Origin of the sequence: Pseudomonas sp. C5pp (assembly GCF_000814065.1) — a bacterium.
In the GTDB taxonomy this organism is placed as follows: domain Bacteria; phylum Pseudomonadota; class Gammaproteobacteria; order Pseudomonadales; family Pseudomonadaceae; genus Aquipseudomonas; species Aquipseudomonas asiatica.
Genome location: NZ_JWLN01000004.1, coordinates 109085 through 135844, shown reverse-complemented (window position 1 = coordinate 135844; position 26760 = coordinate 109085). Strand labels below are relative to the sequence as shown.

General features: G+C 62.8%; 22 protein-coding genes. 6 read left to right on the top strand and 16 right to left on the bottom strand.

The features are described from left to right. Positions 1-48: 48 nt before the first annotated feature. Together tadA and RR51_RS04870 are read right to left on the bottom strand one after the other, a co-directional pair. Positions 49-528 carry a tRNA adenosine(34) deaminase TadA gene (gene tadA, locus RR51_RS04875; protein WP_013971157.1) on the bottom strand — a complete coding sequence of 160 codons (480 nt, stop codon included), beginning with the start codon at positions 526-528 and terminating at the stop codon, positions 49-51. After that, the gene (locus tag RR51_RS04870; RefSeq protein ID WP_039612771.1) at positions 528-1910 is read right to left on the bottom strand and encodes a multicopper oxidase family protein; all 1383 of its coding nucleotides are present in this window, start codon (positions 1908-1910) and stop codon (positions 528-530) included. The genes tadA and RR51_RS04870 overlap by 1 nt, the downstream gene beginning before the upstream one ends. Positions 1911-2210: 300 nt before the next feature. Here RR51_RS04870 and RR51_RS04865 point away from each other — a divergent pair, with 300 nt between their 5' ends. Then, positions 2211-4082, top strand: coding sequence for an LTA synthase family protein (locus RR51_RS04865; protein ID WP_039612770.1), 1872 nt, complete (start codon positions 2211-2213; stop codon positions 4080-4082). A 95-nt stretch (positions 4083-4177) separates the two neighbouring features. Here the strand turns inward: RR51_RS04865 and guaA are convergent, their stop codons facing one another. The 4 genes from guaA to RR51_RS04845 all read right to left on the bottom strand — a co-directional run bounded on the left by guaA (position 4178) and on the right by RR51_RS04845 (position 8754). Beyond that, complete coding sequence (guaA, locus tag RR51_RS04860; RefSeq protein WP_015269106.1) at positions 4178-5755, bottom strand: glutamine-hydrolyzing GMP synthase; 1578 nt, start codon at positions 5753-5755, stop codon at positions 4178-4180. 78 nt (positions 5756-5833) lie between these two features. Then, entirely contained in the window at positions 5834-7303 is a 1470-nt protein-coding gene (guaB, locus tag RR51_RS04855) for an IMP dehydrogenase (RefSeq protein WP_013971138.1), read from the bottom strand. Positions 7304-7389: 86 nt separating this feature from the next. After that, a complete protein-coding gene (locus RR51_RS04850; RefSeq protein WP_003257977.1) occupies positions 7390-7947 on the bottom strand; it encodes a hypothetical protein in 558 nt (185 codons plus the stop codon). 51 nt (positions 7948-7998) lie between these two features. Then, positions 7999-8754: a sulfite exporter TauE/SafE family protein gene (locus RR51_RS04845; RefSeq protein ID WP_013971137.1), complete on the bottom strand. Its 756-nt coding sequence runs from the start codon at positions 8752-8754 to the stop codon at positions 7999-8001. A gap of 97 nt (positions 8755-8851) precedes the next feature. Between RR51_RS04845 and RR51_RS04840 the strand changes: the two genes are divergently transcribed. The 4 genes from RR51_RS04840 (at position 8852) to leuA (ending at position 14351) form a co-directional block, all read left to right on the top strand. Further along, positions 8852-9730 (top strand): LysR family transcriptional regulator, encoded by an 879-nt coding sequence (locus tag RR51_RS04840; RefSeq protein WP_039612769.1) that lies wholly within the window; start codon positions 8852-8854, stop codon positions 9728-9730. A 313-nt stretch (positions 9731-10043) separates the two neighbouring features. Beyond that, a complete protein-coding gene (xseA, locus tag RR51_RS04835) occupies positions 10044-11423 on the top strand; it encodes an exodeoxyribonuclease VII large subunit (protein ID WP_039612768.1) in 1380 nt (459 codons plus the stop codon). A 3-nt stretch (positions 11424-11426) separates the two neighbouring features. Continuing rightward, a complete protein-coding gene (locus RR51_RS04830; protein WP_015269103.1) occupies positions 11427-12254 on the top strand; it encodes a M23 family metallopeptidase in 828 nt (275 codons plus the stop codon). Positions 12255-12677: 423 nt separating this feature from the next. Continuing rightward, a complete protein-coding gene (gene leuA, locus RR51_RS04825; protein ID WP_013971133.1) occupies positions 12678-14351 on the top strand; it encodes a 2-isopropylmalate synthase in 1674 nt (557 codons plus the stop codon). Positions 14352-14589: 238 nt separating this feature from the next. Here leuA and RR51_RS04820 read toward each other — a convergent pair whose 3' ends face one another. The 3 genes from RR51_RS04820 to zwf are packed head-to-tail and all read right to left on the bottom strand — an operon-like array spanning position 14590 to position 17457. Beyond that, positions 14590-15270 carry a bifunctional 4-hydroxy-2-oxoglutarate aldolase/2-dehydro-3-deoxy-phosphogluconate aldolase gene (locus RR51_RS04820; protein ID WP_039612767.1) on the bottom strand — a complete coding sequence of 227 codons (681 nt, stop codon included), beginning with the start codon at positions 15268-15270 and terminating at the stop codon, positions 14590-14592. Between the two features lie 17 nt (positions 15271-15287). Further along, a complete protein-coding gene (gene pgl, locus RR51_RS04815) occupies positions 15288-16001 on the bottom strand; it encodes a 6-phosphogluconolactonase (protein ID WP_015269101.1) in 714 nt (237 codons plus the stop codon). After that, positions 15988-17457 (bottom strand): glucose-6-phosphate dehydrogenase, encoded by a 1470-nt coding sequence (zwf, locus tag RR51_RS04810; protein WP_013971130.1) that lies wholly within the window; start codon positions 17455-17457, stop codon positions 15988-15990. The genes pgl and zwf overlap by 14 nt, the downstream gene beginning before the upstream one ends. 211 nt (positions 17458-17668) lie before the next feature. Between zwf and hexR the strand changes: the two genes are divergently transcribed. Next, complete coding sequence (hexR, locus tag RR51_RS04805) at positions 17669-18532, top strand: DNA-binding transcriptional regulator HexR (RefSeq protein WP_169774905.1); 864 nt, start codon at positions 17669-17671, stop codon at positions 18530-18532. On the opposite strand, the gene RR51_RS04800 is transcribed toward hexR, so the two are convergent. The 7 genes from RR51_RS04800 to RR51_RS04770 all read right to left on the bottom strand — a co-directional run bounded on the left by RR51_RS04800 (position 18525) and on the right by RR51_RS04770 (position 26617). Next, positions 18525-19379: a D-hexose-6-phosphate mutarotase gene (locus tag RR51_RS04800; RefSeq protein WP_039612766.1), complete on the bottom strand. Its 855-nt coding sequence runs from the start codon at positions 19377-19379 to the stop codon at positions 18525-18527. The genes hexR and RR51_RS04800 overlap by 8 nt on opposite strands. Positions 19380-19495: 116 nt before the next feature. Beyond that, entirely contained in the window at positions 19496-20788 is a 1293-nt protein-coding gene (locus RR51_RS04795) for a carbohydrate porin (RefSeq protein WP_230397116.1), read from the bottom strand. A 101-nt stretch (positions 20789-20889) separates the two neighbouring features. Then, positions 20890-22044: an ABC transporter ATP-binding protein gene (locus RR51_RS04790; RefSeq protein WP_013971127.1), complete on the bottom strand. Its 1155-nt coding sequence runs from the start codon at positions 22042-22044 to the stop codon at positions 20890-20892. A 3-nt stretch (positions 22045-22047) separates the two neighbouring features. Further along, positions 22048-22893, bottom strand: coding sequence for a carbohydrate ABC transporter permease (locus tag RR51_RS04785; RefSeq protein ID WP_003257967.1), 846 nt, complete (start codon positions 22891-22893; stop codon positions 22048-22050). Then, complete coding sequence (locus RR51_RS04780) at positions 22886-23794, bottom strand: carbohydrate ABC transporter permease (RefSeq protein WP_039612765.1); 909 nt, start codon at positions 23792-23794, stop codon at positions 22886-22888. The genes RR51_RS04785 and RR51_RS04780 overlap by 8 nt, the downstream gene beginning before the upstream one ends. 181 nt (positions 23795-23975) lie before the next feature. Continuing rightward, positions 23976-25262, bottom strand: a complete 1287-nt coding sequence (locus RR51_RS04775) for an ABC transporter substrate-binding protein (protein WP_039612764.1) — start codon at positions 25260-25262, stop codon at positions 23976-23978. A 104-nt stretch (positions 25263-25366) separates the two neighbouring features. Continuing rightward, the gene (locus RR51_RS04770) at positions 25367-26617 is read right to left on the bottom strand and encodes a D-mannose isomerase (RefSeq protein WP_039612763.1); all 1251 of its coding nucleotides are present in this window, start codon (positions 26615-26617) and stop codon (positions 25367-25369) included. Positions 26618-26760: the final 143 nt, after the last annotated feature.

Genomic DNA, 26760 nt, shown 5'->3' with positions numbered 1-26760 from the left:
GCGGTGTACCTGTAGGAACGGGCGTGCCCGCGAAGGGGCCGGAACAGGTCAAGACTTGGCTCGGCGAGCCTTGAAGAAGTCACTGAGGATCTGCCCGCACTCCTCCGCCAGCACCCCGCCCTCCACCATCACCCGGTGGTTCAGGAAGCCCTGCCCGAAGAACTGCCCTTGGCTCTGCACGATCCCCGCCTTGGGCTCCAGCGCACCGAATACCACTCGCATCACCCGCGAATGCACGATCAACCCAGCACACATGCTGCACGGCTCCAGGGTCACATACAGGGTGCTGCCGGGTAGCCGGTAGTTACTGGCGGATTTCGCCGCCGCGCGAATGGCCACCATCTCGGCGTGCGCACTGGGGTCACTGTCGATGATCGGCCGGTTGAAGCCCTGCCCGATCACCTGCCCATGCTGCACCAGTACCGCGCCCACCGGCACCTCGCCCATGGCCGCACCTTCGGCGGCCAGGGCCAGGGCCAGGCGCATGAATTCCTGATCGCGACTGCGATCGATGATCTGCGGGCGCATCAGACCACCGCGATCGCGGCCATCAGGCCGGTTTCCATGTGGTCGATGACGTGGCAGTGGAACATCCAGGTGCCCGGGTTATCCGCCACCAGCGCCACCTGGGCGCGCTCGTTCTTGCCCAGCAGGTAGGTATCGGTGAACCACGGCTCCTTGATTTCATGACGGTTGGAGCCGATCACCTTGAAGCTCATGCCGTGCAGGTGGATCGGGTGCTGGTACTGGGTCATGTTCTTCAGCTCGAAGATGTAGCTCTTGCCCTTCTGCAACGTGGCAATGGGGCGCTCGGCGCAGGTCTTGTCGGTGATGTCCCAGGCCTGGCCGTTGATCTGCCACATGCTCGACGGCTTATCCTGGTCCGTAGTGACCGAGACTTTCGCCGCCCACTCGAAATTGAAGTTGAGCTTTTCGGCATTCTCCAGGTCCGGCTCGGCGATCGGGTTGGGCGGTAGCGCCGGCGGCCAGTCACTTGGCGCGTCGTTGCTGGCAACCGAACGTAGGGTGCCCAGGCGCACGAAACCGTCGCGCAGTGAGATCTCCTCCCCCGCCTCAGGAATACGGATAGCGAGGCAGATACGCATGCCTGGGCCGAGCCAGTAGTCATCGTCCAATGGGCGCGGGGTTACCGGATTGCCGTCCAGAGCATAGATTTTTGCCTCGCAGTTGCCCTTGAGGTTGATGCGGTAGGTCCAGGTGTTGTCCAGGTTAAGCAGACGCACCCGCACAACCTGGCCGGCTGGCAGCTCGGTGACCGAATCGGCCTGGCCATTGATAGTGATCAGGCGCCCGGCGGTGCCGTTGCGCGCGGCCTCACGCGGAATGCTGAAAGGCAGCCAGGCGCCCTGCTCGTCCACGTGCCAGTTCTTCAGGCTGAGCGTGCGTTCATGCTTGAACCCGGTCGGCTCGCGCTCCTCGACGATCAGCGGGCCGACCAGGCCACGGCCCAGCTCTTCGGAACTGCTGACATGCGGGTGGTACCAGTAGCTGCCGGCGTCTGGCACACGGAACTTGTAGTCGAAATACTCGCCCGGCTTGACTGGCAGTTGCGACACATAGGGCACACCGTCCATTTCCAGCGGCAGGCGGATACCGTGCCAGTGGATGGTGGTTTCGACCGGCAGGTGGTTGATGAAGCGCACCCGCAGCCAGGTGCCCTGGCGTACGCGCAACTCGGTACCTGGTGCCGACGGGCCGAAGGCCCAGGCTTCGGTCTTGAAACCCGGTACCAGTTCCACATCCAGAGGCGCGGCAATAAGCTCGTAGTCGTGCCCTGCGTTCTCGTCCTCGACCTTGCCCAGCCAGTAGCGGGCCGCGCCTCCGGCGCCCAGGCCCACCACAACCAGGCCAGTGAGGCCTTTGAGCATTTGTCGACGAGTAAAGGACATCGGTGCGGGTACCTCATTCTGCGCAATCAGTCTGCCAGCAGGGGCTGGCGATGAAGGGCGAATACGATACACCTGCATTTGCGAAAGATTAAGTGAAGTCTTGTCGCACGACCGGTTATCTGCCCCGACCACCTGTGGCAACCTGCTCCCCCCGGTACCAAACTGACGCCCAGGGGCTGACTTGCCCGATTCAGGGTGGGCTGCTTAAGTTCAACAGACGGGGTGCACAGGTGCTGGCCTTCTGCCCGCCTTATCGCTTCAGACAAGACGCCTGCTCTGTGAATGCGAAGGTTTGACACCATGTGGCACAGGAATTCATTACTGTATTTTTCGCTGCTGCTCACTTCAGGCCTTCTTCTGGCACCGAAGATCATCCTGATCGAGTTTTTCTCCTATCGATGGGTGGAGACCGGTGTTCTCGATATTGCTCTGTACTTGCTTCAAGACGTGCTGCTGGTGGTCGCCTTCTTTGTGATTGCTGCCACCACCATTACCAGAAACAAATTCAATTTTTATCTGTTAAGCATCGCCTCAGGCGCCTTGCTGCTGTTCCTGCTGGTGGACATGCGAGTTCGGGAGCTATGGCTGAAGCCACTGGACTGGCAACTGATACGCTACAGCCTGCAGAACGCAAGCAACCTGACCTCCGGAGCCGAGGTGTTCCTCACCCAAGCCGCCGGGTTCGGGCACACATTCAGGTTCATTGTCTTTGTGCTTTTTCTTGCCTACCTGGTGACCTGGTCTTTCGCTGGGCTGGCAACCTACATCGCTTATAAAGAACAGCGCACGAAGAAAAGACAACACCTCTGGGCGTCGCTGCTGGTGATAGGCGCCCTGCTCATCGGCTCCATCCATGCCAAAGACGCACGCTATCACCTGAACGAAAATATTGTCGTCAGTCCGCTGGTCACAACACTCAGAAGCACCACCTTCTTGAATGCAGCTCCGCATAGACCGCCGCTGCCATTCGAACAACCCGCCTACCCGCTAACCAGCGTCAACGACATCCGAAAACTTCAATCTCATGCCACACCAGACTTCAAGAACCTGGTCTTCATCATTCTGGAGTCGGTGCGCTGGAACAGCGTTTTTGCGCCCGACATCAAAACCGCCGAGAGGTATCCCACCTTCGATAAGCTCTCTCGGGAGGGCATGCTCTTCAAAACGTACGTATCAGTGCCTCACTCGTCCAAAGGCTACCACGCGATCCTGACGGGGCTGCACGCCTACCCAGATATTGAAATCAAAGAGGCCATGTACCTGCTACAACCCAGCGTCATCCATGAGCTGAAAAACAGGAAAAACATGGAAGCCGTCGCATTCAGCTCGCTGTACCTGCAATTCGAAAACATGGAGGGTTTCCTGAAGTCCATCGGCGTATCGAATGCCTATGCAGTTTCGGAGATCACCCACGCCGAAAATCGCTCACAACACGCCAGTAGCTTCGGTGAGAGTGATGAACAGCTGTTTTCGGCCAGCATCTCTTACCTGGAGAAGATAAAAAAGAATGGCCAGGGTTTCATCGCACTCTACTTCCCAAGCGCAGCCCACTACCCCTACCAATGCAGCCAAGGGCCCCCATTACTGAGCGAGCTGGAAAAGTATGAAGACTGCATAGCCAGAACAGACAGCGTACTGGGTGAAATGCTGACATCATTCGACAAGCAAGGCCTTCTGGACTCGACATTATTCGTGCTCGTGGGTGACCACGGTGAGTCGTTTGGTGAGCACGGTCTCTTCATTCACAACGCTTCCATGCACGAAGAAGAAGTGACCGTACCCCTGATTTTCTGGGCCAAGGAAAAGTCACTGCCCAAACCCGCCACAACGACCAGTCACCAGATCGATGTTGCGCCCACGGTCGCCGACTTTTTTGGCGTGATCGAGTCGCCCCTGTCTGTCCAAGGCATCAGCTTGTTGAGGGAACATGGCAAACGCACATTTTTCATGTCCACGTTCTTTGACCAACTGGCGTCAGCCTTGGTGGAGCACCCTTACAAATACATATACGAATTCAGTTCGGACACCCTGACCAAATACAATATCGAGAATGACCCGCAGGAAAAGCACCCGCAGCGCGTGGAGGGCGATGAGTTCGTCGCGGTGAAGAGCAGGTTGCTTTCCTATAATGTCTACCAGAAAGCGCTATTTGCCAAAAAGCCAAAAGAATAAGCAAATCTGAATGAGCAAGAACCAGAAAGCCCGCAATTATGCGGGCTTTCTGGTGTATCCGTGCCTACGGGCACCAGCCTGAGCTGGCTACCCGATCATTCCCACTCGATAGTCGCTGGCGGCTTGCTCGACACGTCGTAGGTAACGCGCGAGATACCATCGATTTCGTTGATGATACGGCCGCTGACGGTTTCCAGCAGCTCGTACGGCAGGTGCGCCCAACGCGCGGTCATGAAGTCCACGGTCTCGACGGCGCGCAGGGCCACGACCCAGGCGTAGCGACGGCCGTCGCCGACAACGCCGACCGACTTGACCGGCTGGAACACCACGAATGCCTGGCTGGTCTTGTGGTACCAGTCGGCCTTGCGCAGCTCTTCGATGAAGATGTGGTCGGCGCGACGCAGGATGTCGGCGTATTCCTTCTTCACTTCACCAAGGATACGCACGCCCAGGCCCGGGCCCGGGAACGGGTGGCGGTAGACCATGTCGTACGGCAGGCCCAGCTCCAGGCCGATCTTGCGCACTTCGTCCTTGAACAGTTCACGCAGCGGCTCGACCAGCTTGAGGTTCATTTCCTCCGGCAGGCCACCGACGTTGTGGTGCGACTTGATCACGTGGGCCTTGCCGCTCTTGGCACCCGCCGACTCGATCACGTCCGGGTAGATGGTGCCTTGGGCGAGGAACTGGATGTTTTCCAGCTTGCTGGCTTCGGCATCGAACACGTCGATGAAGGTGCGGCCGATGATCTTGCGCTTCTTCTCCGGGTCGGCTTCGCCGGCCAGGTTGTCGAGGAACTGCTTTTCAGCGTCGGCGCGGATGACCTTGACGCCCATGTTCTCCTTGAACATGGCCATCACCTGGTCACCTTCGTGCAGGCGCAGCAGGCCGTTGTCCACGAATACGCAGGTCAGCTGGTCGCCGATGGCGCGGTGCAGCAGTGCGGCAACGACGGAGCTGTCGACGCCGCCGGACAGGCCCAGCAGGACGTTGGCCGAACCGACCTGCTCACGCACCTGGGCAATGGCGTCTTCGACGATGTTGGACGGAGTCCACAGGGCTTCACAGCCGCAGATGTCCTGCACGAAGCGGGACAGGATGCGACCGCCCTGCTTGGTGTGGGTCACTTCCGGGTGGAACTGCACGCCGTAGTAACCGCGCGCGTCGTCGAACATGCCAGCGATCGGGCAGCTCGGGGTGCTGGCCAGCACGTGGAAGTTGCCCGGCATCTGGGTGACCTTGTCGCCGTGGCTCATCCACACGTCCAGGCCCAGCAAGCCGTCGGCGTCGATGTGGTCTTCGATGCCGTCGAGCAGGCGGCTCTTGCCAACCACGTCCACGCGGGCATAACCGAATTCACGCAGGTCGGAACCTTCGACCTTGCCGCCCATCTGCTCGGCCATGGTCTGCATGCCGTAGCAGATGCCCAACACTGGTACGTTCAGGTCGAACACCGCCTGCGGGGCGCGCGGGCTGTTGGCTTCGTGGACCGACTCGGGGCCGCCGGCGAGGATGATGCCGCGCGGGTTGAATTCGCGGATCGCTTCATCGTCCATGTCGAACGGATGCAGCTCGCAGTACACGCCGATTTCGCGCACGCGGCGGGCGATCAGCTGGGTGTACTGGGAACCGAAATCGAGGATCAGGATGCGGTGAGCGTGAATGTCGAGGGCCATGACTCAATCTCGTCAGTGGAAATCGGAAACGACGCGGGGCTGTCATGACAGCCCCGCTTTCTGTTGTAGCTGGAAGCCTCAGCCTACGCGGTAGTTAGGGGCTTCTTTGGTGATCTGCACGTCATGCACGTGGGACTCGGCCATGCCGGCACCGGTGATGCGCACGAACTCCGGCTTGGTGCGCATCTCTTCGATGGTTGCGCTGCCGGTGTAGCCCATGGACGAACGCAGGCCGCCCATCAGCTGGTGGATGATCGCGGCCAGGGCGCCCTTGTAGGGAACACGGCCTTCGATGCCTTCCGGTACCAGCTTCTCGGCGCCGGCCGAGGAGTCCTGGAAGTAGCGGTCGGACGAGCCTTGCGCCTGTGCCATGGCACCCAGCGAGCCCATGCCGCGGTAGGCCTTGTAGGAACGGCCCTGGAACAGTTCGACTTCACCCGGAGCCTCTTCGGTACCGGCGAACATCGAACCCATCATCACGCAGGAAGCACCGGCAACGATGGCCTTGGACAGGTCACCCGAGAAGCGGATGCCGCCGTCGGCGATCAGTGGCACGCCAGTGCCTTCCAGTGCAGCGGCAACGTTGGCGATGGCGCTGATTTGCGGCACGCCTACGCCGGCAACGATACGGGTGGTGCAGATCGAGCCTGGGCCGATACCGACCTTGACCGCGTCAGCGCCAGCTTCGGCCAGAGCCTTGGCGGCAGCGCCGGTGGCGATGTTGCCGCCGATCACCTGCACTTGCGGGTAGGTTTCCTTGACCCAGCGAACGCGATCGATCACACCTTTGGAGTGACCGTGGGCGGTATCGACCACAACCACGTCAACGCCAGCAGCCACCAGGGCGGCAACACGCTCGCCGGTGTCCTTGCCGGTGCCGACCGCGGCGCCGACGCGCAGGCGACCCTGGTCGTCCTTGCTGGCCAGCGGGTAGGCCTTGGCCTTTTCGATGTCCTTGACGGTCATCATGCCCTTGAGGTTGAACTTGTCGTCAACGATCAGGACTTTTTCCAGGCGGTGCTTGTGCAGCAGCTCGCGGACTTCGTTCTTGTCGGCGCCTTCGCGGACGGTGACCAGACGCTCTTTCGGGGTCATCACGTCGCGGACCTTGGCGTCCAGGCGGCTTTCGAAGCGCACGTCACGGGAGGTGACGATACCGACCAGGTCGCCGTTCGCCAGCACCGGAACGCCGGAGATGTTGTTCAGGCGGGTCAGGTCGAACAGGTCGCGCACGGTGGCGTCGGCGTCGATGGTGATCGGGTCCTTGACCACGCCAGCCTCGAACTTCTTGACCTTGCGGACTTCGCTGGCCTGCTGTTCGATGGTCATGTTCTTGTGGATGATGCCGATGCCGCCTTCCTGGGCCATGGCAATGGCCAGGCGCGCTTCGGTCACGGTATCCATGGCAGCGGATACCAGCGGAATGTTCAGCTCGATGCCACGGGTCAAACGGGTCTTGAGACTGACTTCATTAGGCAGTACCTCGGAATAGCCAGGTACAAGGAGGATATCGTCGAAGGTCAGGGCTTCTTGGCTGATACGCAGCATCGCGGGGGCTCCCGGGCGGGAAAAATGGAAGCGCGCCATTATACTCATGCACGGCGCGCCGCTCAATGCAAAATAAGGGCCTTCGGTCAGCCTTGTGGCAGTTTTACCTGTACCACGGCCACCGGCTGGTCGAGCCAGTCGGCGAAGCTGTCGAGAAAGGCCTGGGTGAACCCGGCCTCGCCCCAGTTGTTGAAGATGAACCCCAGGTTGGAAAAGGCACATGGCTGCAGGTAAATGAAGCCATTGATGTCATCTTCGAAGCCGCACAACGGGCAGGTGAAGTTGTCGCTGACTGCCGGCATCCATTCTTCCAGGCTTTCGAACAGCGGCTCACCCACCTCGCGCCGGCACTCGGGGCAACCGGCCTCTTCGAGGAAACCTTCGGTAGGGGTATAGATGCAGCGCTTGAGCATCACCTCCAGGCCGTTGACCTGTTCGCCGAAGGGCAGTTTCTCCGGATGCAGGGCCACTTTGCGGGCACCTTCGGCCAGGGCATGGCCCATGCGATTGCCGGTGCGGCCACAGGTGGTCAGCTGTTCCTCGACGACTTTCTCGCGCACCAGCCAGCGCAGGATGGCGCGGGCACGGGCTTCGTGCACCGGGACGGTAGAAAGCTTGGGAACGATGATGCTCTGGGTGTTCATGAACGGGGCAAGCCTGAAAAACTGCGGTAATAGCGCAATTCTACCGCCTGCTCAGGCGCTCAGGTAGCGACCGATCAGCGCCAGGCCGCTGGCCAGCACCAGCCAGGTGACCAGGCGCACGAAGGCTTCGCGAGACAGCCGATGGGTAAGCCTGCGCCCTGCCCAGAGGCCGACGAGCATGACCGGCAACAGGCAGGCGGCGAGCAACAGCAGGCTCTGGTCGGCATAGACGCCTGCGATAAGGAACAGCGTCAGCCGCACCACCGTACTGCAACTGATCAGCGCGCTCTGGGTAGCGCGCACCTGTTCCTTCACCTCCAGCCGCGCGCTCAGGTACAGCGCATAAAGGAAGCCGCCGCTGCCGAACAAGGCGCCGAACAGCCCGCCTGCCGTGCCCATCGGCATTGCCCAGAAACCCGACAGACTGGCCGGCCGTACCTTCACCGCCAGCCCGTACAGGGCATACGCCGTGACGAACAGCCCCATCAGCAGCAGCAACAGGTCTGACTTCAGCTGTAGCAGGAATACCACACCCAGCGCGCAGCCAATGGCCATGAACGGCAGCAGCCGCAGCAGTTCGCCGCGCACGACATCGCGGCGCGAGGGCAGCAGGTTGCCGAAGGCGGCGACGAAGTCCAGCAGCACCAGCAGCGGAATGATCCGCGACAGCGGCATGAAGTGGATCAGCACTGGGCCGGCCACCAGCGCGGTGCCGAAACCGGCGATGCCGAAGACGATGTAGGCAGCGCCGACACCAAGCAGGATAGGCAGCCAGTCGAGGCCGGAAAACGACAGTTGGGCGAGCATGGCAGCAGTTCCTGGGAAGACAGGCAAAGGTTAGCCAGCCATGAGCCATGCCGACTAATATGCCTTTGTCGCCACACTCATCTCGAAAAGGCATGACATGACGTCGATCCGCCAACTGCGTTACTTCGTGGAAATCGCCGAATGCGGCAGCTTCAGCGCTGCCGCCGAGCGGCTGTACATCGCCCAGTCGGCGCTGAGCCGGCAGATCAAGGAACTGGAGCAGCAACTGGGCACGCCGCTGTTCGAACGCACCGCGCGCCTGCCGCGCCTGACATTGGCTGGCCAGGCCTTTTTGGAACGGGCGCGGCGCTTGCTGGCCGACCTAGCGCAGGCCGAGAGGGTTACCCGCGATATTGGCGAAGGGTTGCAGGGCAGTCTGCGCCTGAACCACTCCAGTACAGTGCCGCTGACCGGCCCGCTGCTGGCTCGCCTGGGTGGTTACTTGCGCGACAACCCAGGGGTTTCGCTGGAAATTGCCCAGCAGTCGTCGGAGGCGCAGTTGGAGGATATCGCTGCCGGGCGGTTGGATATCGGCCTGCTGCGCTTGCCGGTGCTGCGCCAGCATGAAGGGGTGGTGCTGCATGAACTGTTCAGCGAACCCCTGCTGCTGGCGGTCGCCGCCGCGCATCCCTTGGCCCGCGCGCCACAGGTGAAACTGGAACAACTGCGGGAAGAGCGCTTCATTTCCATTCCGCACCGGGACCGTGGCGGGCTGAGCTACCTGTCGGCCTCGATGTGCATGGAGGCAGGCTTTTTCCCGCGAGCAGCGCAGGTGCTGTCGCGCAAGACCACCCAGTTGCAGTTGATTCAGGCGGGGTTTGGGGTGGCGTTGTTGCCGGAATGCATGCGTGAGATTGCGCCGGCGTCGGTCAGCTTCGTGGCGCTGGAGGGGGGGTGTGAGAGTACTGTGGCGATGGCTTGCAGGCGTGACGCAGGCTCGATGGTTCGCCAGTTCGTGACGGCGATGCAGGCCTGAAGGGCCGGCCCCCATACAACTGCACGTAACTCATTGAATTAGCAGGGGCCCTGTGGGAGCGGCTTTAGCCGCGAACACCGGCGCGGCCGGTGCCATGCACCGCGTTGGATTCTTCGCGGCTAAAGCCGCTCCCACAGGGTATGCGGACTGCTTGCACTTTCAGTTATCTACGCGACAGCGCAGCCCAAAGGGCTGGGCCGGCACCCACAGGGACAGCATGAGGCCCAAGCCAGCGCGATACCTGTGGGAGCCGGCTTGCCGGCGATAGGGCCGGGACAGACAACCGGGGCCGATGTCCTTTATGATGCCCGCCATGATCAGAGACCCTTTCGAACGACTCGGCCTGGACCGCGAGGTCCTTACCGTCAGCCAACTCAACGGCCGCGCCCGCGTGCTGCTGGAAGACGTGTTCCGCAGCGTGTGGGTGGAAGGCGAGATTTCCAACCTCGCCCGCCCGGCGTCCGGCCACATGTACTTCACCCTCAAGGACAGCGGCGCACAGGTGCGCTGCGCGCTGTTCCGGCAGAACGCCACGCGGGTGCGCCAGGCCCTGCGCGACGGTCTGGCGGTGCGGGTACGCGGCAAGGTTTCGCTGTTCGAAGGGCGTGGCGATTACCAGCTGATTCTCGACACCGTCGAGCCGGCCGGTGATGGCGCCTTGCGCCTGGCCTTCGAGGCATTGAAAGAGAAGCTCGGTGCCGAGGGGCTGTTCAGCGCCGAACGCAAGCAGCCGCTGCCGGCCCACCCGCAGCGCATCGGCATCATTACGTCGCCCACCGGCGCAGTGATCCGCGACATCATCAGTGTGTTCGGTCGCCGCGCCCCGCAAGTGGAACTGAACCTGATCCCCACCGCAGTGCAGGGCCGCGAAGCCATTGCACAGATCGTGCGCGCGATCCGCCTGGCCGATAGCCTGGGGTTCGATGCGCTGATCCTGGCCCGGGGGGGCGGCTCGCTTGAAGACTTGTGGTGCTTCAACGAAGAAGCAGTGGCGCGAGCCGTGGCCGCCTGTGTCACGCCGATTGTCAGCGCCGTGGGCCATGAGACCGATGTCTCGATCAGCGACTTTGTCGCCGACGTGCGCGCGCCTACACCGTCTGCTGCCGCCGAGCTGCTGGCCCCCGACAACAGTGGCCTGCAGCAACGCCTGGATGGCCTGCAACGGCGCCTGCTGCTGCGCATGCAGAACCGCCTGACCCACGACCGCCTGCGCCTGGAGTCACTGACCCGGCGCCTGCGTCACCCGGGCGAGCGCCTGCGCCAGCAGGCCCAACGCCTGGACGACCTGGACATGCGCTTGCGCCGCGCGTTCATGCTCAACCTCAACCAGCGCCACGAGCGCCTGGCACGCCTGGACACCCGCCTCGCCGCGCAGCACCCGGGGCGAACCCTGAAAATGCTGGGCCAACGCCTGGACAGCCTGGCCGAGCGCCTGCCACGGGCCATGCGCGAGGTGCTCAAGGACCGCCGCCAGCGCTTCCAGGCCCAGTTGCAGACGCTTCAGGTGGTCAGCCCGCTGGCCACCCTCGCCCGCGGCTACAGCATCCTGCTGGACGAACAGGGCCAGGCCATCCGCAGCGCCGAACAGACCCGCAATGGCCAGCGCCTGACCGCCCGCCTGAACGAAGGCGAGCTGTTGGTGCGGGTCGAAGACAACCACCTGACCCCGGTCACCTTCTCACTTCTGGACTGACACATGCCCCGCCTGCTCGCGCCCCTGCTTGCCCTTTCCCTCCTGCTGCTGGCCGGCGGCGCCCAGGCCAGCTACATCACCCGCACACTGAACAAGCCGGTACCCGGCGGCGTGGCGGTGGTCGACCTCGGCCCCGCCGCCAGCGCGCCCAGCGCCCGCTTCGACGGCAAACCGGTGCTGGTGGTGAAGGAGCAGGACAACTGGCTGGCCATCGTCGGCATCCCGCTGACCCAGAAGCCCGGCACCGCGATGCTGAGCCAGGGCGGCCGTACCCTGCCCTTCACGGTCGGTAGCAAGAAATACCCCGAGCAGCGCATCACCCTGAAGAACACCCGCCAGGTCAACCCGAACCCGGCCGACCTCAAGCGCATCGATCGTGAGCTGGCCGAGCAGATCAAGGCATACCGCAGCTTCAGCCCGACCCTGCCCAGCAACCTGATTCTCGACAAGCCAGTCAGTGGCCCGCTGTCGAGCAAGTTCGGCGTGCGCCGTTTCTTCAATGGCGAAGAACGCAACCCGCATGCCGGGCTGGACTTCGCGGTACCGGCCGGCACGCCGATCAAGACCCCGGCCAATGGCAAGGTGATCCTGGTGGGCGATTACTTCTTCAATGGCCGTACGGTGTTCGTCGACCACGGGCAGGGCTTTATCAGCATGTTCTGCCATATGTCGAAGATCGATGTGCAGGTGGGGCAGCAGCTGCGCCGGGGCGAGGTGGTGGGGCGCGTGGGCTCGACCGGGCGGGCTACCGGGCCACATATGCACTGGAACGTCAGCCTGAACGATGCGCGGGTGGATCCGGCGATTTTCATTGGTGCGTTCCAGCCCTGAGAGCGGTACTGCCTGTGCCGGCCTCTTCGCGGGTAAACCCGCTCCCACAGGGATGGCGCTGCACCTGTGGGAGCGGGTTCACCCGCGAAAGGGCCAGCACAGTCGACATCAGTTCAACTGTGTTGCGCCATCGAAAAATACTGCGCAACAATCAATAAGCCAGCCTTGCTTTCATGCCATAAAATCTCGCCTTTCAGCTTTTTTTAAGCATTCCTCTCAATTTTTCCTGAACGCTTGCCATCACCCACCCCACTGGTTAGGGTTGAAGGCATGAAAACCTTCAGCACCCTCATCCTGCTCCGACAACATCGCAGCCTCTGCCTGGTCAGCGCCCGACTACCAGGCTGAATCGCGTCGCCTCGCCTTTTATCTCGTTATCGCTCGGCAGGCCCGATCTCGGCCGCACACAAAAGGATTGCTTCCATGACCATGCTCAAAGACCCTTCGAAGAAATACCGCGCTTTCCCGACCATCGACCTGCCTGACCGTACCTGGCCGTCGAAGACCATCACCGCCGCGCCAATCTGGTGCAGCTCCGACCTGCGTGATGGCAACCAGTCGCTGATCGAGCCGATGGATTCGGAGAAGAAACTGCGCTTCTGGAAGACCCTGGTGCAGGTTGGCGTGAAGGAAATCGAAGCCTCATTCCCATCCGCCTCGCAGACCGATTTCGACTTCGTGCGCATGCTGATCGAAGACGGCCACATCCCGGACGACACCACCATCCAGGTGCTGACCCAGGCCCGTGAAGACCTCATCGCCCGTACCTTCGAATCGCTGCGCGGGGCGAAGAAGGCCATCGTCCATCTGTACAACGCCACCAGCCCGTCGTTCCGCCGTATTGTCTTCAACCAGGACAAGCAAGGCGTGAAGGACATCGCGGTGAACGCGGCCAAGCTGTTCGTCAAGTACGCCGCCCAGCAACCGGAAACCCAGTGGACCTTCCAGTACTCGCCGGAAACCTTCAGCGCCACCGAGATGGAGTTCGCCAAGGAAGTCTGCGACGCGGTCATCGAGGTGTGGAACCCGACCCCCGAGCACAAGATCATCCTCAACCTGCCGGCCACCGTGGAAGTGTCCACCCCGAACATCTACGCCGACCAGATCGAGTGGTTCTGCCGTAATGTCAGCCGTCGCGACAGCGTGATCATCAGCCTGCACTGCCACAACGACCGCGGCACTGGCATTGCCGCCACCGAGCTGGGCCTGATGGCCGGCGCCGATCGTGCCGAAGGCTGCCTGTTCGGCAACGGCGAGCGTACCGGTAACGTCGACCTGGTGACCCTGGCGCTGAACCTCTACACCCAGGGCATCGACCCGCTGCTGGACTTCTCCGACATCGACGGCGTGCGCAAGGTGGTCGAAGAATGCAACCAGCTGCCGGTACACCCACGCCACCCGTACGTGGGCGACCTGGTCCACACCGCGTTCTCCGGCTCGCACCAGGACGCCATCCGCAAGGGCTTCGCCAAGCAGCAGGAAGGCGAACTGTGGGAAGTACCTTACTTGCCGATCGACCCGGCCGACATCGGTCGCAGCTACGAGGCGGTAATCCGCGTCAACAGCCAGTCGGGCAAAGGCGGCATCACCTACCTGCTCGAGCAGGAATACGGCATCAGCCTGCCGCGCCGCATGCAGATCGAATTCAGCCAGGTAGTACAGGGTGAAACCGACCGCCTGGGCCTGGAAATGACCGCCCAGCAGATCTACAGCCTGCTGCACAAGGAATACCTGCAGGCCAACTCCCCGTATGCGCTGGTCAGCCACCGTCTGCAGGAAGAGAACGGCCACAGCGCCGTGGAAGTGGAAGTCGCCGGTGAAGGCGAAACCACCCTGCACTGGCGCGGCAAGGGCAACGGCGCACTGGAAGCACTGGTGGCCGGCCTGCCGATTGCCGTGGAGATCATGGACTACAACGAGCATGCCATTGGCGCCGGCACCAATGCCAAGGCCGCGGCCTATATCGAACTGCGCGTGGCCGGTGGCCGCCCGGTGCATGGTGTGGGTATCGACGAAAACATCACCACGGCCAGCTTCAAGGCATTGTTCAGCGCGCTGAACCGCTCGTTGAGCCAGCAGGAAGCCAAGGCGGCCTGAACTGTAGCGTGATGAATGCAAAAGCCCGCATCGTTTGATGCGGGCTTTTTTGTTGGCCTGTGCCGGCCTCTTCGCGGGTGAACCCGCTCCCACAGGGATCGCGCTGCACTTAGCATCTGTACAGTACCTGTGGGAGCGGGTTCACCCGCGAAAGGGCCGGTACAGGCGCTGCAAGATCTCCAGGCAAAAAAAGGGGCGCCGACCAAGCGCCCCACAAGCCGTAAAGCACACAACAAATTCAGTTGGCGTCTAGCAGCGCCATCGCCTCCGCGCTGCACGCTTCGATCCGCGCCCAGTCGCCGTTCTTGATCCAGCTGCTGTCGAGCATCCAGGTACCACCCACACACATCACATTGGGCAACGCCATGTAGTTGCGCACGTTGGCCGGGTTCACCCCGCCCGTAGGACAGAAACGAATATCGCCGAACGGGCCGCCAAAGGCCTTGATCGCCGCTACCCCGCCGCTGATCTCCGCCGGGAACAGCTTGAAGCGGCGGTAGCCCAGGGCGTAGCCCATCATGATTTCGGACGGCGTGCTGATGCCTGGCAGCAGCGGGATCTCGCTGTCCACACCCGCTTCGAGAATGTCTTGGGTAATACCTGGCGTAACGATGAATTGCGCGCCCGCAGCTTCAACCGCGGCGAACATGCCACGATCGAGCACGGTGCCGGCACCGACACAAAGCTCCGGGCGCTGCTCGCGCAACACCTGGATGGCCTTCAGGCCATATTGCGAGCGCAAGGTCACTTCCAGGGTACGGATACCGCCGGCAGCCAAGGCGTCAGCCAGCGGCAGGATGTCTTCCTCACGGGCGATGGTGATCACCGGCAGGATGCGCGCCTTTTCGCAAATGGCGTCGATCCGTGCGGCTTTGTCGGCCATCGAGAGCTTGGGCTGTGGGCGTTCGAGGGTGGTCATGACTGTGGATCCTTGGCTCATGGGCACCAGTAGATGTCCAGGGGGGCGTGAAGAAAAGCGCGTATCGGCATTTCGGAAAGGTCGGTGCCAGCCAGCGCGGCGCGCAGGGTAGCGAGTTTGCCCTGCCCTTGTACGGACAGCGCGGTAAAGGCGGAGCTGGCCAGCAGCGAGCGGGTCATCGACAGGCGCTGGCGCGGCACGCTCGGTGCCAGCAAGGGCAGGCAGCGGCGTGGGTTGGCCAGGTCGAGGCCTGCTTCCAGGTTGGGGCTGGCGGGGAACAGCGAAGCTGTATGGCCATCATCCCCCATGCCCAGCACCAGTACGTCAATTGGCGGCAGCTCGGCCAAGGCCTGATCGGCCTTGCCTGCAGCGGCATCAAGGTTCTCCGCCTGCTGGTAAAGACCAACGAAGCGGGCCTTGGCCGCCGCGCCCTTGAACAGGTGGCGCGCCAGCAGGCCGGCGTTGCTGTCGGCATGCTCCACCGGCACCCAGCGCTCATCGGCCAGGCTGACGGTTACCTTGGCCCAGTCGAGGTTTTCGCTGGCCAGCTTCTCGAGAAACGGCACCGGGCTACGGCCGCCGGATAGCACCACGCAGGCCTGGCCCTTGGCGGCAATGGCTGCGCGCAGGCGCTCGGCCACGTCATGGGCCTGGGCTGCGGCCAGAGCCTTGGCATCCGCCAGCTCATGTACCGTCACAGTCGCTGGCAGTTTCAGTTCAGATATCCCCATACCACGCCCTCCCATCGCGTGTGATCAGTGCAATCGAGCTCATCGGCCCCCAGGAGCCTGCGGCGTACGGCTTGGGCGCATCGCCTGCGTTACGCCAGCCAGCAATCAGCTGGTCGCACCACTTCCAGGCATACTCGATTTCATCCTTGCGCACGAACAGGTTCTGGTTACCGCGCATCACTTCGAGCAACAGCCGCTCGTAGGCATCCGGGATCCTTGCACTGCGCCAGGTATCGGAGAAATTCAGCTGCAACGGGCCGCTGCGCAGTTGCATGCCTTTATCCAGGCCCTGCTCCTTGGTCATCACCCGTAAAGAAATGCCTTCGTCCGGTTGCAGGCGAATGATCAGCTTGTTACCGATCTGCAAACGCTGTTCCGGAGCGAAGATGTAGTGCGGCGTTTCCTTGAAGTGGATGACGATCTGCGACAGTTTCTGCGGCATGCGCTTGCCGGTTCGCAGGTAGAACGGCACCCCCGACCAGCGCCAGTTGCGGATGTCGGCACGCAGGGCGACGAAGGTTTCGGTGTCGCTCTGGGCGTTGGCGTTGTCTTCTTCCAGGTAACCGGGCACAGGCTTGCCATCGCTGTAGCCGGCGATGTACTGGCCGCGCACCACACGGGTGCTCAGCCCTTCGCCAGTGATCGGTGCCAGGGCCTTGAGTACCTTGACCTTCTCGTCACGGATGGCGTCGGCCGACAGTTCGCTGGGCGGGTCCATGGCGATCAGGCACAGCAGCTGCAGCAGGTGGTTCTGGATCATGTCGCGCAGCTGGCCGGCCTTGTCGAAGTAGCCCCAGCGGCCTTCGATACCGACCTTCTCGGCGACGGTGATCTCCACATGGGAGATGGAATTCTGGTTCCACTGGGTTTCGAACAGGCTGTTGGCGAAACGCAGGGCGATCAGGTTCTGCACTGTTTCCTTGCCCAGGTAGTGGTCGATGCGGTAGACCCGGCTCTCTGGGAAGAACCGAGCCACAGCATCATTGACCCGGCGCGACGACTCCAGGTCGTGGCCAATGGGCTTCTCCAGCACCACTCGGGTGCGTGCGGCCAGCCCGGCCTTGTCGAGGTTTTCGCAGATGGCCCCGTACACCGCCGCAGCGGTGGCGAAGTAGGCAATCAGCGGCAGCTCGTCCGGCAACTGCTCGGCCAGGGCCTGATAGCCCTCGGGCTGGAGGAAATCCAGGTGCTGGTAGCTCAGCCTGGCGAGGAAACGGCCCAGTGCGGCGGGCTCGATATCGGCCTCGGGCACATGCCGGCGCAGGTGCGCCTCGATGCTGTCCAGGTGGCCCTGCGCGCTACCGGCCTCGCGGGCCAGCGCCAGCAGGCGGGTTTCCGGGTGCAGCAGGTTGGCCCGGTCGAGCTGATAGAGGGCAGGAAACAGCTTGCGCAATGCCAGGTCGCCTAAGGCGCCAAACAGGGCAAAGGTGCAAGGTTCGACACTGATCGCAGCCATGATGTTGGTTCTTTCCTAAAGTTGGTCTAGGAATACCGCTTTCACATACGGTTTTCAAGGGATAATGTAGTAAAAACCACAACATTACACACAAGTGTTACAGACAAGTGGTACGTCAACCGCGCCGACAGTACGATAGACGACCGTGCAAAAAGCCTGCTGCTCCAACAGCCGGCTGTCTTCCCGACCCAAGGACACACCCATGGACCGCGTGCGAAACCTCCTGGAACAGATCCAGGGCCGCCTCGACGAGCTGAATAAGGCCGAACGCAAAGTCGCCGAAGTCATCCTGCTCAATCCGCAACAAGCCACCCGTTTCAGCATCGCTGCGCTGGCCCAGGCGGCCAAGGTCAGCGAACCGACCGTCAACCGCTTCTGCCGCTCGTTCGGCGTCAGCGGCTACCCCGAGCTCAAGCTGCAGCTTGCGCAGAGCCTGGCCAGCGGCGCCGCCTACGTCAGCCGCGCGGTGGAGGCTGACGATGACCCGGCAGCCTACACCCAGAAGATCTTCGCCAGTGCCATCGCCTCGCTCGACAGCGCCTGCCAGCAGCTCGACCCGCAACAGGTCAGCCGTGCCGTGGACATGATGATCCAGGCCCGGCAGATCCACTTCTTCGGCCTGGGCGCCTCGGCCCCGGTGGCGCTGGACGCCCAGCACAAGTTCTTCCGCTTCAACCTGGCAGTATCGGCCCACGCCGACGTGCTGATGCAGCGCATGCTGGCCTCGGTGGCGCACACCGGCGACCTGTTCGTCATCATCTCCTACACCGGGCGCACCCGCGAACTGGTCGAGGTGGCCCGCCTGGCCCGGGAAAACGGCGCCTCGGTACTGGGCCTGACCGCTGCCGGTTCGCCACTGGCCAATGCCTGCAGCCTGAGCCTGCACATTCCGCTGCCGGAAGACACCGACATCTACATGCCGATGACCTCGCGGATCATCCAGCTGACCGTGCTCGATGTGCTGGCCACCGGCATGACCCTGCGTCGCGGCGTGGACTTCCAGCCGCACCTGCGCAAGATCAAGGAAAGCCTCAACGCCAGCCGCTACCCGATCGAGGACGACGAGCTCAACTGAGCCGGTGCGCCTGCAGGCGCAGGTGGGCACGCTGCCCCGGCGCCAGGCTCAGGCCCTCGCCACTGCCGCTGGCGGCCTCGACACAGACGAAGCGCTGGCATTCACGCCCGGTCACGCCCATCAGCGGGCGGTTGCCCGGGTGCCACACCACCGTGTCGTCGCTGTCACCGGTATCGATGCACAGCTCGCGCTGCCAGGCCGGGTCCTGCAATTGCACCCGCGGCGTGCCGGGGTAGACCTTCTGGCAACCGCCCTTGAGCTTCAGCGCGCCATCTTCACGGCAGGCCTGGCGGTTCAGGCGGTCGTAGCCTTCGATATCCTCCAGCCCGGACAGCGCTATCTCTGATACGTCACTGATGCGCCAGTAGGCCAGCAGGGCATGGCTCAGCTGGCAGGGTTCGCTGTCCTGGTGCTCGGTGCTCAGGCTCAGCTCCATGCGGCTACCCAGCCGGGCATGCAGGTCAACCTGCCAGTCGCACAGGTCCAGCCGCCATTTCAGGGTTACGCCCTCCTCGTCCTCGCGACTGTCCACCAGCTTCCAGTCGAGCAGGCGCGCCCAGCCATGGGCGGGCCACAAGTCCTCACTGGGGTGGCGGCCATACCATGGCCAGCACACCGGCACGCCACCGCGGATCGCCCCCACCTGCGGCCACTGCTCGGCGCACCACAGCCAGGGCCGTTCACCCGCTGGTTGAAAATGCAGCAGTTGCGCACCCTGGCGGCTGAACACCGCCTGGCAACGGGGATGGTCGATGATCAGCACATCGCGCTGCTGGTAACGCTCCCACTCGAATGTCGGCCGGGGCCGCTGCGAGATGAAGAAGCGATGGAGCGGATGTTCGGGCATGGTTCAGAGCTCTTGTTGTTTGAGATAGCGCTGTCTCGGCCTATCCCCGACAACCACTGAAGACCAGTGGTTGCCGGGTACCGAAGTGGATTGGCGTAAATTTACAACAATTGCTCTCAGAATGACGACTGAATCTTCAACCCTGCGACCAGCGCGTTGTCCACCTCATCCACGCCGCCGGGGCTCTTGATGTACTGCAGGTTGGGCCGCACGGTCAGCCAGTTGGTGACGTGGAAGCCGTAGTAGAGCTCGGCGTTGTACTCGGTACGCTGCAGCGGCACGAAGCCTGGGTTGTCGTAATCGCTGATGCCGCTCTGGGCGTTGAGCAGTTCGGCGCGTTTCTTCACATCGTCATTCACATGAATGCGCGCCACGCCAAAGCCGATATCGTCCTTGGGCCGGGCGTCGAATGCGCCTTTGTAGACCAAGCCCAGTTGCTGATAGTTGTCGACGACGTTGGTGGCCTTGTCGTGCACGGTGAAGTTGGCGAACAGGCTCAGGCCACGGTTGACGTCGCCGCCATGGGCAGTCACCTGCTGCTGTGCCACCACCCACCAGCCATGCTTGCTGGAGTGCGACTTGAAGGCCTCGCCCGTCAGCGCCTGCGGGTTGCCGTTGACGTCATCGAACACATCGTCGGCCTTGGCCGTGCTGTAGTAATAACCTAGGCGGTACTCGCCCGGCAGGCCATTGACCTTGGGTGACCACACCGCTTCCACCGGCAGGATCGCGCCTTTGGTGCCGCTGCCACTGAGCTTGAAGCCGTTGCCGGTCTCCAGGTTGGAAGGGTTCTGCTCGAAGGCACCGACCTGAACGAAGAATTCCGGAGTGATGTTGTATTTCACCCGCAGCGCCCACTGGCTGACCGGCCAGTTGTACCAGATGCCGCCAACCCAGTTGCCCACCTGCGAGCCGCAAAAGGCCAGGTTCTGGAAGTCGCAGGGGAAACTGTTGAAGTCCTCGCCCTCGCCGAAGCGGCCGAATTTCACGTCCAGCGCACCGTCGAAGTACTTCTGCTTGACCCACATCTGGGTCAGGCGCCAGGTCTGGCCGCGGCCCCACACCTCCTGCACCGAGCTGAACTGCCCGGCGCGCGGATCGCTGATGCGGTCGTTGGACAGGTTGCGGCCGCTGCGCTCAGTGATCGCCAGCTTGAACTCGGCGTCATGCCAGCCGAAGATTTTCTGCAGGTCCAGGTGCGCGCCCAGGGCGAACTGGTCGCTATAGCGCGCGGTCTTGTCGTCGTTGTATCCACCGTGCAGGTTACCGGCAACCTCGCCGACGTAATCGAGGGTGAAGTCATAGCCCTTTTCCAGCAACTCGGTGCGGGTGCCGCCCCAATCGCCGGTCATCCACTTCGATTCGCTGGAGAAAGCTTCGGCAGCCTGAACGCTGCTGCCAACAGCCATCGCCAGTGGCGCGAGCAAGGCCAGCGAGCCCAATGTCCTGATGCGTTTGCGCTGTTCCATCCCTTTGCGTCCTCTTTTTCTTATTTGATGGTGTAGACGAGTTATCGGCCCTTGAAGTGCGCCACGTTGTCTTTCATGGTTGCAGCAGTGGTGGCCAGGTGCAGGCGCTCGCCGCTGGCGGCGTCGAACAGCAGCACCCGGGCTGGGTCGAATTGCAGGTTCAGGTTATCGCCGACCCGGCACGCCACATCCGGCGCCAGGCGGCAGCAGACCTTGGTCTGGTTGAGGGTGACGAATACCAGCAGGTCTGGCCCGGTGGGCTCGGTCACCTGCACCTCGGCGCGAATGCCGGGCAGGCCATTGCCCTCGGCTGCGCCCAGGGCAATCTGCTCGGGGCGGATGCCGAGGATGACCTCGCGGCCATCCATCTCGTCCGCGGCCATTCCCAAGGGCAGCTCGCAACGCGCCTGGCCGCTGTCGAGCACGGCCAGCAGGCGCCCGTCCTGTTGCGTGAGGCGCACCGGGATGAAATTCATCGGCGGCGAGCCGATGAAGCTGGCGACGAACTGGTTGGCCGGATCGTTGTAGATCTGCTGCGGGGTGCCGAACTGCTGGATGATGCCGTCCTTCATCACCGCCACCTTGTCGCCCAGGGTCATGGCCTCGATCTGGTCATGGGTGACGTACACGGTGGTAGTCTTCAAGCGCTGGTGCATCAGTTTCATTTCGGTGCGCATCTCGACGCGCAACTTGGCATCGAGGTTGGACAGCGGTTCATCGAACAGGTAGATCTTTGGCCGCCGTGCCAGCGCCCGGCCCATGGCCACGCGCTGTTGCTGGCCACCGGACAGCTGCGCCGGCTTGCGCGCCAGCAAGTGCTCGATCTGCAACAGCTTGGCCACCCGCGCCACTTCCTCGTCGATTGCAGCTTGCGGCAGCTTGCGGATCTTCAGGCCGAACTCGATGTTCTCGCGCACGCTCATGGTCGGGTACAGCGCGTAGGACTGGAACACCATGGCGATGTCGCGGTCCTTGGGGCTCATGCCGCTGACGTCCTGCTGGTCGATGAGTATCGCGCCGCCGGTGATCTGCTCCAGCCCGGCTATGCAGTTCATCAATGTCGACTTGCCGCAGCCCGAGGGGCCGACCAGGATCAGGAACTCGCCATCCTTGATCGACAGCTGGATGTCCTTGAGGGTGTCCGGCAAACCGCTGCCGTAGGTCTTGTTCACATTGCGAAGTTCGAGCGTTGCCATGACTTACCCCTTTACCGCGCCAGCAGTCAGCCCGCGGACGAAATATTTGCCTGCCACCACGTAGACCAGCAGGGTTGGCAGGCCAGCGATCATCGCCGCCGCCATGTCGACGTTGTATTCCTTGGCCCCGGTGCTGGTATTGACCAGGTTGTTCAGGGCCACGGTAATCGGTTGCGAATCGCCGCTGGAGAACACCACGCCAAACAGGAAGTCGTTCCAGATCTGGGTGAACTGCCAGATCAGGCAGACCATGATGATCGGCGTGGACATCGGCAGGATGATGCGGCGGAAGATGGTGAAGAACCCGGCACCGTCCAGACGCGCGGCCTTGACCAGCGCATCGGGGATGCTTACGTAGAAGTTGCGGAAGAACAGCGTGGTGAAGGCCAGGCCGTAGACCACGTGTACCAGCACCAGACCGGTCGTGGTGCTGGCCAGGCCGAGCTTGCCGAGGGTGAACGAGGCCGGCAGCAGTACAGTCTGGAACGGCAGGAAGCAGCCGAACAGCAGCAGGCCGAAGAACAGCTGCGAACCGCGGAAGCGCCACATCGACAGCACATAGCCGTTCAGCGCGCCGATGGCGGTGGAGATCAGCACCGCTGGGACGGTGATCATGATCGAATTCCAGAAGTAACCGCTGACCGTGCTCCAGGCCTTGACCCAACCGATGCCGGTAAATACTGCCGGCCAGCTCAGCAGGTTGCCGGTGCTGATGTCTTCCGGGGTCTTGAAGCTGGTCAGCAGCATCACCACCAACGGTACCAGGTACAGCAGCACCGCCAGCAACAGCACGGCGTGGATGGCGATACGGCTCGGGCTCAGCACCGCTTTGTCGAGAGGGCTATGCATGGCGTTTGCTCCGCAGCTCCGAGTACAGGTAAGGCACGAGGATCGCCAGGATCGCCCCGAGCATCAGGATGGCGCTGGCCGAGCCCATGCCCATCTGGCCGCGGCTGAAGGTGAACGAATACATGAACATCGCCGGCAGGTCGGACGAGTAGCCTGGGCCGCCGGCAGTCATGGCCGCCACCAGGTCGAAGCTCTTGATGGCAATGTGCGCGAGGATCATCAGCGAGCTGAAGAACACCGGGCGCAGGCTGGGCAGTACCACGCGCCAGTAGATGCGCGGCAGGCTGGCGCCGTCGATCTGCGCGGCACGGATGATCGACGGGTCGACGCCACGCAGGCCGGCGAGGAACATTGCCATGATGAAGCCCGAGGCCTGCCACACGGCGGCGATCACCAGGCAGTACACCACCCGGTCGGGATCGATCAGCCAGTCCAGGCGAAAGCCCTCCCAGCCCCAGTCACGCAGCAGCTTGTCCAGGCCCATGCCGGGGTTGAGCAGCCACTTCCAGGCGGTACCGGTGACGATCATCGACAGCGCCATGGGGTACAGGTAGATGGTGCGGATGAAACCTTCGCGACGGATGCGCTGGTCCAGCAAGACCGCCAGCACTACGCCGATGACCAGGCTGATGGCGATGAACAGGCCGCCGAACAGCAGCAGGTTCTTGCTTGCCACCCACCAGCGGTCGTTGTCGAACAGCCGGGCGTATTGCGCCAGGCCGGCCCATTTGTAGGTCGGCAGGAAGGTAGAGGTGGTGAAGGACAGGATGAAGGTCCAGAGGATGTAGCCGTAGAAGCCCACCAGGATGATGAACATGCTAGGCGCCAGCACCAGCTTGGGCAGCCAGCGCTGTAGCGCGTCCAGGGGTGAGGCCCGCAGTTGGGCGGTTGCTGTGGTCATGGTTCACCTCAAAGGCGCCGCACTCCCCTGTAGGAGCGGCCTTGTGTCGCGATGGGCTGCGCAGCAGCCCCAAAGGACTCAAGGTCGATTACCTACCTTAAAGATCGAGTGCGCAGGTTATGGGGCTGCTGCGCAGCCCATCGCGACACAAGGCCGCTCCTACAACGGAATCGCGTCAGCTTTACTGGGCAGCCTTGATCGCCGCCGCCAGCTTCTTCGCCGCATCGGCCGGGTCGGCCTTGGGGTCGTTGATGTAGTTGGTCACCACATCGAAGAACGCGCCCTGCACGGCCAGCGTGGTGGCCATGTTGTGCGCCATGCTCGGCTGCAGGCCGCCATTTTTGGCATCGGCCAGGAAGTCCTTGGCAGAGGTCTGCGCGCAGGCGTCGAAACCATACTTGCCCATGTCGGCCAGCATGTCGTTGCGCACCGGGATCGAGCCCTTGTTGCTGCTGAAGACCTTCTGGAAGTCCTCACCCAGCACCTTGCGGGCAATGTCCTGCTGGCCGGCAGACGTGCCGGCGTCGTTCTGCTTGAACACCACCAGCGAGTCGATGTTGTACAGGAAGGCCTTTTCGGTGCCGGGGAACGGCACGCACTGGTAGTCCTTGCCGGCGGTTTTCTTCGCCAGGGTCCATTCGCTCTTGGCCCAGTCGCCCATGATCTGCATGCCGGCCTTGCCGTTGATGACCTTGGCCGCTTCCAGGTTCCAGTCCTGGCCTTTGCCATCCGGGTCCATGTAGGTGGCGACCTTTTTCAGTTCGGTCAGCGCCTTGACCATCTGCGGGCCGGTCAGGGCCGTGCTGTCGAGGTCGACCAGGGCCTTCTTGTAGCCATCGGCCCCCATCACCGCCAGCACCACGCTTTCGAACACGGTGCTGTCCTGCCACGGCTGGCCGCCATGGGCGAGCGGGATGAAGCCGGCGGCCTTGAGCTTGTCGGCGGCGGCGTAGAATTCGTCGAGGGTGGCTGGCGCCTTGTCGATCCCGGCCTTCTTGAAGACCTCGGGATTGATCCACAGCCAGTTGATGCGGTGGATGTTCACCGGCACGGCGACATAGTCACCGTCGTACTTGACGGTGTCCGCGACCTTCTTGTCGAGCAGTGAGTCCCACTTTTCTTCCTTGGCCACATCCTTGAGCACATCGGCGTCGAGCAGGCCGGTGGCAGCCCAGTCCTGGATGTCCGGGCCCTTGATCTGCGCGACACCCGGCGGGTTGCCGGCCACGGCGCGGCTCTTGAGTACGGTCATGGCGGTGGCACCACCACCACCGGCGACGGCGCCGTCCTTCCAGGTGAAGCCATCTTTTTCGACCTGGGCCTTGAGCACATCGACCGCCGCTTTTTCACCACCGGAGGTCCACCAGTGCACGACCTCGACACTGCCTTTGGCATCGGCAGCCAAGGCACTCAGCGGGAACAAGGAGGCCAGTGAGATTGCGGCAGCGAGACGGAGCGTGGAATTCATCGAAGCACCTTTCTTGTTGTTATGCCGTGCAAGTCGATCGCTTGCGTTGCATGAAGTCTAAACAGCGTGCTCGCCTCGCCAGGTAACGAAGCGATGCGCGAATGTCATCGTTTGGTTACATTGCCGGCAAAGCTGCAGGCCAGGCTGGGTGCCAGTGGCAAGCCCGGCAGCAGCAGCGCCTGGTAGGCATGGTAGAGGTCGGGTTTGCCTGGCCAGATGGTCGCGGCCGGCTGGTTGTGCGCATCGAGTTCGTGGTGCCAGCTGCCAGCGCCATGGTCGATGAAATGGTTGGCGATGAAGTCCCAGCAACGGCGGTACCACTGTTCGTAGTGCCTGTCGCCCGTGCGCTGCAACAATGCTGCTGCGGCGGCGCAGGCTTCGGCATGTACCCAGTGCAGGCGTGCGCGCACCACCGGGCGATCGTCCCAGTCCAGGGTGTAGACGAAACCGGGCGCGCCATCGACGTTCCAGGCCTGCTGGCAGGCTGTGTCGAATAATGCGCGGGCGCAGTCTGGCAGCCACCGCGGGGCTTGCAGGCCGGACCGTTCCAGGCTGGCCTCCAGGTGCAGCAGCAACCGCGCCCACTCCAGGGCATGCCCGGGCGTGGAGCCATAAGGCCGGAAGTGGTCTGCCGGGTACGCCTGGTTGTAGTGCGGCAGCGGCTGCCAGAGGGCGTCGAAATGCTCGATGACCCGGTAGCCGTTGGCGGCGGCATGGGTATGGATGATGCGTTCGGCGATGCGCAAGGCGCGTTGCAGCCACAGGTTGTCACCAGTTACGTCTGCCAGGGCCAGGAAGGCCTCGACCGCATGCATGTTGCTGTTGGCACCACGGTACTGCTCGGGCAGCTGCCAGGCGCGGGAGAAGGCTTCCCGCAGGGCACCCTCCTCTTCGCTCCAGAAATGCGCTTCGAGCACCTGCACCGCTTCTTCCAGCAGGGCTGGTGCACCACCAGCACCTGCCATCACCGCCGAGCTGGCGGCCAGGGCGACAAAGGCATGCAGGTAAGCCGCCTTGCCGCTGTCGTCATGGCCACCGGGGTGGGCGAACCAGCCGCCGTAGGTGGCATCCTGCAGCGCGCCACGCAGTGCGGCCACGCCGTGTTCGGCATAGGCCAGGTAGCCGGGCACCCCTTGCAGGTGGGCCAGGGCAAAACAGTGGGTCATGCGGGCGGTGATCAGGGTTTCGGCGCGGGCACCGGGGGCAAGCAGGCCTGCGGCGTCGAGGCTACCGAAGCCATCGGGCAGTTTCGAAGCCGTGGCGAAGGCCAGCAGGCGTTGCCCTTCTGCCATGCGCCAGGCGTTGTGGGCCGGGGCGTCGAGCCAGCGGGTGGAAGCCAGGTTGGAGGTGCTCATGGGCCAGCTTGATCCTTGCCAGTCGTCTGCGAATTCTAGTGAGCGGGCCTGGATGGGAATGTCACCAAGGAGGGTGGCTTTGTCACCAGCCAGTGACATTTGTGTTGCCTGTGCCGGCCTCTTCGCGGGTAAACCCGCTCCTA